Source organism: Cupriavidus pampae, from assembly GCF_914271485.1.
In the GTDB taxonomy this organism is placed as follows: domain Bacteria; phylum Pseudomonadota; class Gammaproteobacteria; order Burkholderiales; family Burkholderiaceae; genus Cupriavidus; species Cupriavidus pampae.
In genome coordinates this window covers 61,760-67,759 of the sequence record NZ_CAJZAG010000020.1, presented here as the reverse complement: position 1 = coordinate 67,759, position 6,000 = coordinate 61,760, and the positions used below count along the sequence as shown (strand labels likewise).

The following is a 6,000-nucleotide window of genomic DNA, read 5'->3' as shown; positions in this document are numbered from 1 at the left end:
AACTTGCGCCACCGGCTTTGCCGTTTGCGTTTTGCTGCTTGCTTTACTGCGTCGCTGTTTTGTTGCAGCGAAGAAGCGAGAGTATGTAGCGTTTCTTGCTTCTCGTCAACTGGTTTGTCGATTTAATTTCTACATCGACCAACTCGCTGACGTCCTACCAATCTCCCCGCAACCCGCGCCAGCGCTGCGTTTCCGCTGCTGCTGTCTTTCGGTTTGTGTTGCGAGGGGGCGAATATTAAGTCGGTTTTCATCGTTGTGCAACATGTTCGTAAAAACCCTACGCCACCCTCGGGTATTCCCTGATCTATCAGACTAGCGATGCTTGAAGTCGGGGGCGCGTTTCTCGACGAACGCGGCCATGCCTTCCTTCTGGTCTTCGCTGGCAAACGTCGCATGGAACAGGCGCCGCTCGAAGTGGACGCCCTCGGCCAGCGACGTCTCATAGGCCGCGTTGACCGACTCCTTGATCATCATGACCACCGGCAGCGAATAGCCGGCGATCGTCTCCGCCGCGCCCACGGCTTCGTCGAGCAGCTTGTCCGCGGCGACCACGCGCGACACCAGGCCCGCGCGTTCGGCCTCGGCCGCGTCCATCATGCGGGCGGTCAGGCACAGGTCCATTGCCTTGGCCTTGGACACCGCGCGCGGCAGGCGCTGCGTGCCCCCTGCCCCCGGCATGGTGCCGAGCTTGACCTCGGGCTGACCGAATTTGGCCGTGTCCGCCGCAATGATGATGTCGCACATCATCGCGAGTTCGCAGCCACCGCCCAGCGCGTAGCCGCCCACTGCGGCGATCACGGGCTTGCGGATGCGGCGGATGGTTTCCCAGTTACGCGTGATGTAGTCCCCTTTGTAGACATCCATGAACGAGTACTTGGCCATCATGCCGATGTCGGCGCCCGCGGCAAACGCGCGTTCGCTGCCGGTGATGACGATGCAGCCGATCGCCTCGTCCTGGTCGAACGCGGTCAGTGCGGCGCCCAGGTCGTCCATCAGCGCGTCGTTGAGGGCGTTGAGCGCCTTCGGGCGATTCAGCGTCACGATACCGACGCGGCCACGCGTCTCCACGAGGATGTTTTCGTACGACATGTCTGCTCCTTGTTATGTTCGCTCTGTAGTGTAACGAGTGCTGCCTGTCATTCTGTGGCCCCAAAGCCTAGACTCAGCCGTGCGCACATCGAGGAGCACATCATGTCACGCCTGATGCTGACGAACATCGATCCCGATGCGTCCGATGACGACGTTCACGCGTTTCTCCGCAAGTACGGCCTGCCTGATTCCAACATTCTGGAGCGCCTCGAGGGCGACGGCTCGCGTCCGTCCGTGGTGCTGACCTATGACCACGTCGATGCCGAGACGCTCCATAAGTTTGCCGCGCGCATCCACCATATGTACTGGCGCAGCCGCGAGCTGGTTGCGGAAGTCATGCACGACCGCTTCGCCTGAGCGCGGGGCATCAGGGATAGTGCCAATATTTCCCGACCACGTGGTCGGTTAATTTCCCACACAATGCCTTGGGAGACCCTATGCGTTCGTCGCTCGATACCGGTCCGATTCTGCTGCAGTGGCACGGCGACGTGGCCGTGGTCACGCTGAATCGGCCTGACAAGCTCAACAGTTTCACGCGCGCGATGCACGAGGCGCTGCGCGGCGCTCTGGATCACGTGGAGGCCGGCGGCGCGCGGGCGCTGTTGCTGACCGGCGCGGGTCGGGGCTTCTGCGCGGGGCAGGATCTGGCCGATCTCGACTTCACGCCGGGCCATGCCACCGACCTTGGCACGCTGATCGACGACCACTTCAATCCGCTGGTACGGCGGCTGCAGGCCATGCCGCTGCCGGTGATCGCCGCGGTCAATGGCACGGCGGCTGGTGCCGGCGCGAACCTCGCGCTCGCGTGCGACATCGTGATTGCCGCGCGCTCGGCTAGCTTTATTCAGGCCTTCGTGAAGATCGGGCTCGTGCCGGACTCCGGCGGCACGTGGTTCCTGCCCCAGCGTGTGGGGATGGCGCGCGCGCTGGGTCTGGCGATGACCGGCAACAAGCTGTCGGCCGAGGAGGCCGAGAAATGGGGGCTGATCTGGGAGACGCTCGACGATCCGCTGCTGCAGGAACAGGCGCTGGCACTGGCCACGCATCTGGCGATGCAGCCCACACGGGCGCTAGCGGCGATCAAGCAGTCGATGCGCGCCAGCCTGACCAATACCCTGGACACGCAGCTCGACCTCGAGCGGGATCTGCAACGCGATCTCGGCCGCTCACACGATTACACCGAGGGCGTGAACGCGTTCCTCGAGAAGCGCGCGCCGCGCTTCTCAGGTGAATGAAACGGTGAGTGAACCCGTGAGCGGCGACGCGCAGGCGCTGGCCGAGGCCGCAGCGGCCGCCATGTACGAAGCCGATGCCTGCAGCCGCTGGCTCGGCATCGTGGTGGAGGCGGTGCGCCCCGGTTATGCGCGGCTCTCGATGCCGATCCGGCCGGAGTTCCTCAATGGCCACGGCACATGCCATGGCGGGCTGATGTTCACGCTCGCCGATTCGGCGTTCGCATTCGCGTGTAACAGCCACAACGTGAACACCGTCGCGGCCGGCTGCAGCGTCGAGTTCCTGCGCCCCGTGCATGCGGGCGAGACGCTGACTGCGGAAGCGGTCGAGCAGGTTCTGTCGGGGCGGCACGGTATCTACGACGTGCGCGTGACCAATGCGGCCGGCGAGCCCGTGGCGATGTTTCGCGGCAAGTCCGCGCAGATTCGGGGCCATGTGGTGATGTCACCGCAGCCGCCACCCGCCGACCGTTGAGACGACCGACAGGACCGACAGGAGAAGCCATGCGCCCCGCCCTGACCGATCTGCCGCTGGAGCCGATCGAGACCGCCAGTCTCCAGACCTTGCAGGACCTGCAACTGGAGCGGCTGCGATGGTCGCTGCGCCACGCCTATGACAACTCGCCGGTCTACCGTCGCAAGTTCGACGAGGCCGGCGTGCATCCCGACCAGCTGCGCTCGCTGGCGGACCTCGCCCGTTTCCCGTTCACGACCAAGCAGGACCTGCGCGATCACTATCCGTTCGGGATGTTTGCGGTGCCGCAGGACCGCGTCGCGCGCATTCACGCCTCGTCGGGCACTACCGGCAAGCCGACCGTGGTCGGCTACACGCTACGCGATATCGACACGTGGGCGACGGTGATGGCGCGTTCGATTCGCGCGTCGGGCGCACGCCACGGCGACAAGGTGCATGTGAGCTACGGCTACGGCCTGTTCACCGGCGGGCTCGGCGCCCATTACGGCGTGGAGCGCTGCGGCCTGACGGCGATTCCGTTCGGCGGAGGGCAGACCGAGCGGCAGGTGCAGCTGATCCTCGACTTCAAACCCGAGATCATCATGGTGACGCCGAGCTATATGCTCGCGATTGCTGACGAACTCGAGCGTCAGGGCGTGGATCCAGCTTCCACCTCGCTGCGCATCGGCATTTTCGGCGCCGAGCCGTGGACACCGGAGATGCGGCTTGCGATCGAGAAGCGGCTCGGCATTTCGGCTGTGGATATCTATGGGTTGTCGGAGGTCATGGGGCCCGGCGTGGCCAACGAGTGCGCGGAAACCAAGGATGGGCCGACGATCTGGGAAGACCATTTCTATCCCGAGATCATTGATCCCGATACCGGCGCGGTGCTGCCCGATGGCGAATTCGGCGAGCTCGTGTTCACGTCGCTGACCAAGGAGGCGATGCCGGTGGTCCGCTATCGCACGCGCGATCTGACGCGGCTGCTGCCGGGTACCGCGCGGCCGGCGTTTCGTCGCATGGAGAAGGTGACCGGCCGGGCCGACGACATGATGATCGTGCGTGGGGTCAATGTGTTTCCGTCGCAGATCGAGGAACTGATCCTGCGGCATGCCGAGCTTGCGCCGCACTATCAGTGCGTGCTTGGCAAGGACGGGCCGCTCGATACGTTGACCGTGCGCATCGAGTGCGCGCATGGGGCTGGGCCTGCCGACGCGACCGAGGCACGCGTCACGCTGGCGCGCGATATCAAGGCTTATATCGGGGTGAGCGCGGAGATCGACGTGCTGCCGGCCGGCGGCATCGAGCGCTCGGTCGGCAAGGCCCGGCGTATCGTCGACCAGCGCCCGCGCTAGCCAGCCGCTTCAGCTGCGCGGCATCAGGACCCACATGCGGCCGCCCTGCTTCATGCGGCCTGCGGTTTCACCGGCGGCATCGCCCGCGCCCCAGAAGAAGTCCGCGCGCACACCGCCGCGAATCGCCGAGCCGGTGTCCTGCGCGAACATCAGGCGTTGGATCGGCTCCGTGGAGAGCGGCCGCGTGGTCGAGAGGAACACGGGCACGCCGAGCGGAATCGTGGCCGGATCCACCGCGATCGAACGCTCGGCTGTCAGCGGCACGCCGAGCGCGCCAACCGGGCCTTCGTTGTTCGCCGGCAGTTCGCGGAAGAACACGAAGCGTGGATTGACGTTGAGCATCTCTTCGACGCGGCCCGGATTGGCGCGCGCCCAAGCCTTGATGCCCTGCATCGTCGCCTGCACGGGCGTAATCTCGCCGCGGTCCAGCAGCCATTTGCCGATCGAGCGGAACGGCTGATCGTTGGTGCCGCCGAACCCGACGCGCATCACGGTACCGTCCTGCAGCCGAATGCGACCCGAGCCCTGGATCTGCAGGAACGCCGCTTCCACCGCGTCATCGACCCATACCAGCTCGCTGCCGCGCATGGCCGGGTTCTGCATCAGCTCGCCGCGCGCCGGCAGCGGGCCCTTGCCCAGCGCGGGCGAGCGCCGGTACAGCGGCACCTGATAGGTGCCCTGGCGCGTGCGCGACCCATGCAGGATCGGTTCGTAGTAGCCGGTGATCAGGCCGCTGTCGGTCCCGTCGCCATTGACCACCCGGTACGGCTGGAAGTTGGTTTCGAAGTATTCGCGCATCGCGGGCAGGTCGCCCGCATCGACCATGATGCCGACCGAGCAGACGCGATTCCACTCCGGGCGCTTCTTGAGCGCCTGGCAGCTGGCCAGCAGCGCCGGCCAGGCGGCGCGCACGTCGTCCTGGCTCCAGCCGCCGACTTCGGTCCAGCTCACGGCCTGGAGACGTCCGGCCGTCGCCGAGGTCGAGGGCGGCGGTGTGCCGGTGCCCGGCGTGGTGGCCGTGGTGCCGCCGGGGCCTTGCACGCGCGGCGGGGGGCCGCTCGAGCAGCCCGCGAGCCAGATCGCCACGCCTGCCAGCGCGGCCCAGCCGAGCCGGCGCCAGTTCGTCGTTACCTGATTTGTCATCTGTGATCGAAGCCGTATCTCATACAATCGCCCATAACTGACGACTAACTCCCGCATGGGTTCCCGATGAGCCAATTTCTGTCAGACCATCCGATGCTCGTGTTCGCGCTGGAGGCCGGCGCGGCACTGTTCCTGCTGGTGTTCATCGTGGTCTGGACCATGGGCACCGCCAGGAAGAACCCGCGGCCCACCCGCGCGCCGGACGATCACCCGTCCCGCAACGGTGGTGCGAAGCCAGCGCCGGAGCAGACCGAGGCCACCTCGCGAGAACGCTGACCCTTGGGTCAGTGCAGCATGCGCGGGAGCACCAGCGCGAACTCGGGAATCGGCACCTCGAAACGGTGGCCGTCCTCGGCCACGCAGAAGTAGTCGCCCTTCATCGAGCCGATCGGCGTCGAGATCGTGGCCCAGCTCGTGTATTCGAAGTGCTCACCCGGCTTGAGCAGCGGCTGGTGACCCACCACGCCCAGACCGGAGACTTCCTGCGACGCATTGTCGCTGTCCATGATCACCCAGTGGCGCGAGATCAGTTGCGCGGCGACTTCACCGGTATTGCGGATATTGATGGTGTAGGCGAACGCATAGCGCCCGCGCTCGGGATCCGACTGGTCGGACAGGTACTGGGTACGTACCGTCACGGAGAATGCGTACTCGCTCATTATCGACAGCCTGGGTGCTCGAAGTTGTCCGCATTGTGCTGCAAGGCCCGGGCAGCGGCAAGCGGCCT

At 65.7% G+C, this 6,000-nt stretch carries 8 protein-coding genes; 5 read left to right on the top strand and 3 right to left on the bottom strand.

The window, feature by feature from the left end; translation table 11 throughout:
* Positions 1-312 precede the first annotated feature (312 nt).
* Positions 313-1,089, bottom strand: a complete 777-nt coding sequence (locus LDO41_RS33395) for an enoyl-CoA hydratase (protein ID WP_223995794.1) — start codon at positions 1,087-1,089, stop codon at positions 313-315.
* Positions 1,090-1,191: 102 nt separating this feature from the next.
* On the opposite strand from LDO41_RS33395, the gene LDO41_RS33390 reads away from it, so the two are divergent.
* The 4 genes from LDO41_RS33390 to paaK all read left to right on the top strand — a co-directional run bounded on the left by LDO41_RS33390 (position 1,192) and on the right by paaK (position 4,130).
* Positions 1,192-1,446 (top strand): RNA-binding protein, encoded by a 255-nt coding sequence (locus LDO41_RS33390; RefSeq protein ID WP_223995793.1) that lies wholly within the window; start codon positions 1,192-1,194, stop codon positions 1,444-1,446.
* A gap of 80 nt (positions 1,447-1,526) precedes the next feature.
* Positions 1,527-2,324 carry a 2-(1,2-epoxy-1,2-dihydrophenyl)acetyl-CoA isomerase PaaG gene (gene paaG / locus LDO41_RS33385; RefSeq protein ID WP_223995792.1) on the top strand — a complete coding sequence of 266 codons (798 nt, stop codon included), beginning with the start codon at positions 1,527-1,529 and terminating at the stop codon, positions 2,322-2,324.
* Positions 2,325-2,340: 16 nt separating this feature from the next.
* Complete coding sequence (paaI, locus tag LDO41_RS33380) at positions 2,341-2,796, top strand: hydroxyphenylacetyl-CoA thioesterase PaaI (protein ID WP_223995805.1); 456 nt, start codon at positions 2,341-2,343, stop codon at positions 2,794-2,796.
* Between the two features lie 29 nt (positions 2,797-2,825).
* Positions 2,826-4,130 (top strand): phenylacetate--CoA ligase PaaK, encoded by a 1,305-nt coding sequence (gene paaK / locus LDO41_RS33375; protein ID WP_223995791.1) that lies wholly within the window; start codon positions 2,826-2,828, stop codon positions 4,128-4,130.
* A gap of 9 nt (positions 4,131-4,139) precedes the next feature.
* On the opposite strand, the gene mltA is transcribed toward paaK, so the two are convergent.
* Positions 4,140-5,273 (bottom strand): murein transglycosylase A, encoded by a 1,134-nt coding sequence (gene mltA / locus LDO41_RS33370; RefSeq protein WP_223995790.1) that lies wholly within the window; start codon positions 5,271-5,273, stop codon positions 4,140-4,142.
* A gap of 66 nt (positions 5,274-5,339) precedes the next feature.
* Here mltA and LDO41_RS33365 point away from each other — a divergent pair, with 66 nt between their 5' ends.
* Positions 5,340-5,549, top strand: a complete 210-nt coding sequence (locus LDO41_RS33365) for a hypothetical protein (RefSeq protein ID WP_223995789.1) — start codon at positions 5,340-5,342, stop codon at positions 5,547-5,549.
* 8 nt (positions 5,550-5,557) lie between these two features.
* Here LDO41_RS33365 and apaG read toward each other — a convergent pair whose 3' ends face one another.
* Positions 5,558-5,932 carry a Co2+/Mg2+ efflux protein ApaG gene (gene apaG / locus LDO41_RS33360; protein ID WP_223995788.1) on the bottom strand — a complete coding sequence of 125 codons (375 nt, stop codon included), beginning with the start codon at positions 5,930-5,932 and terminating at the stop codon, positions 5,558-5,560.
* Positions 5,933-6,000 lie beyond the last annotated feature (68 nt).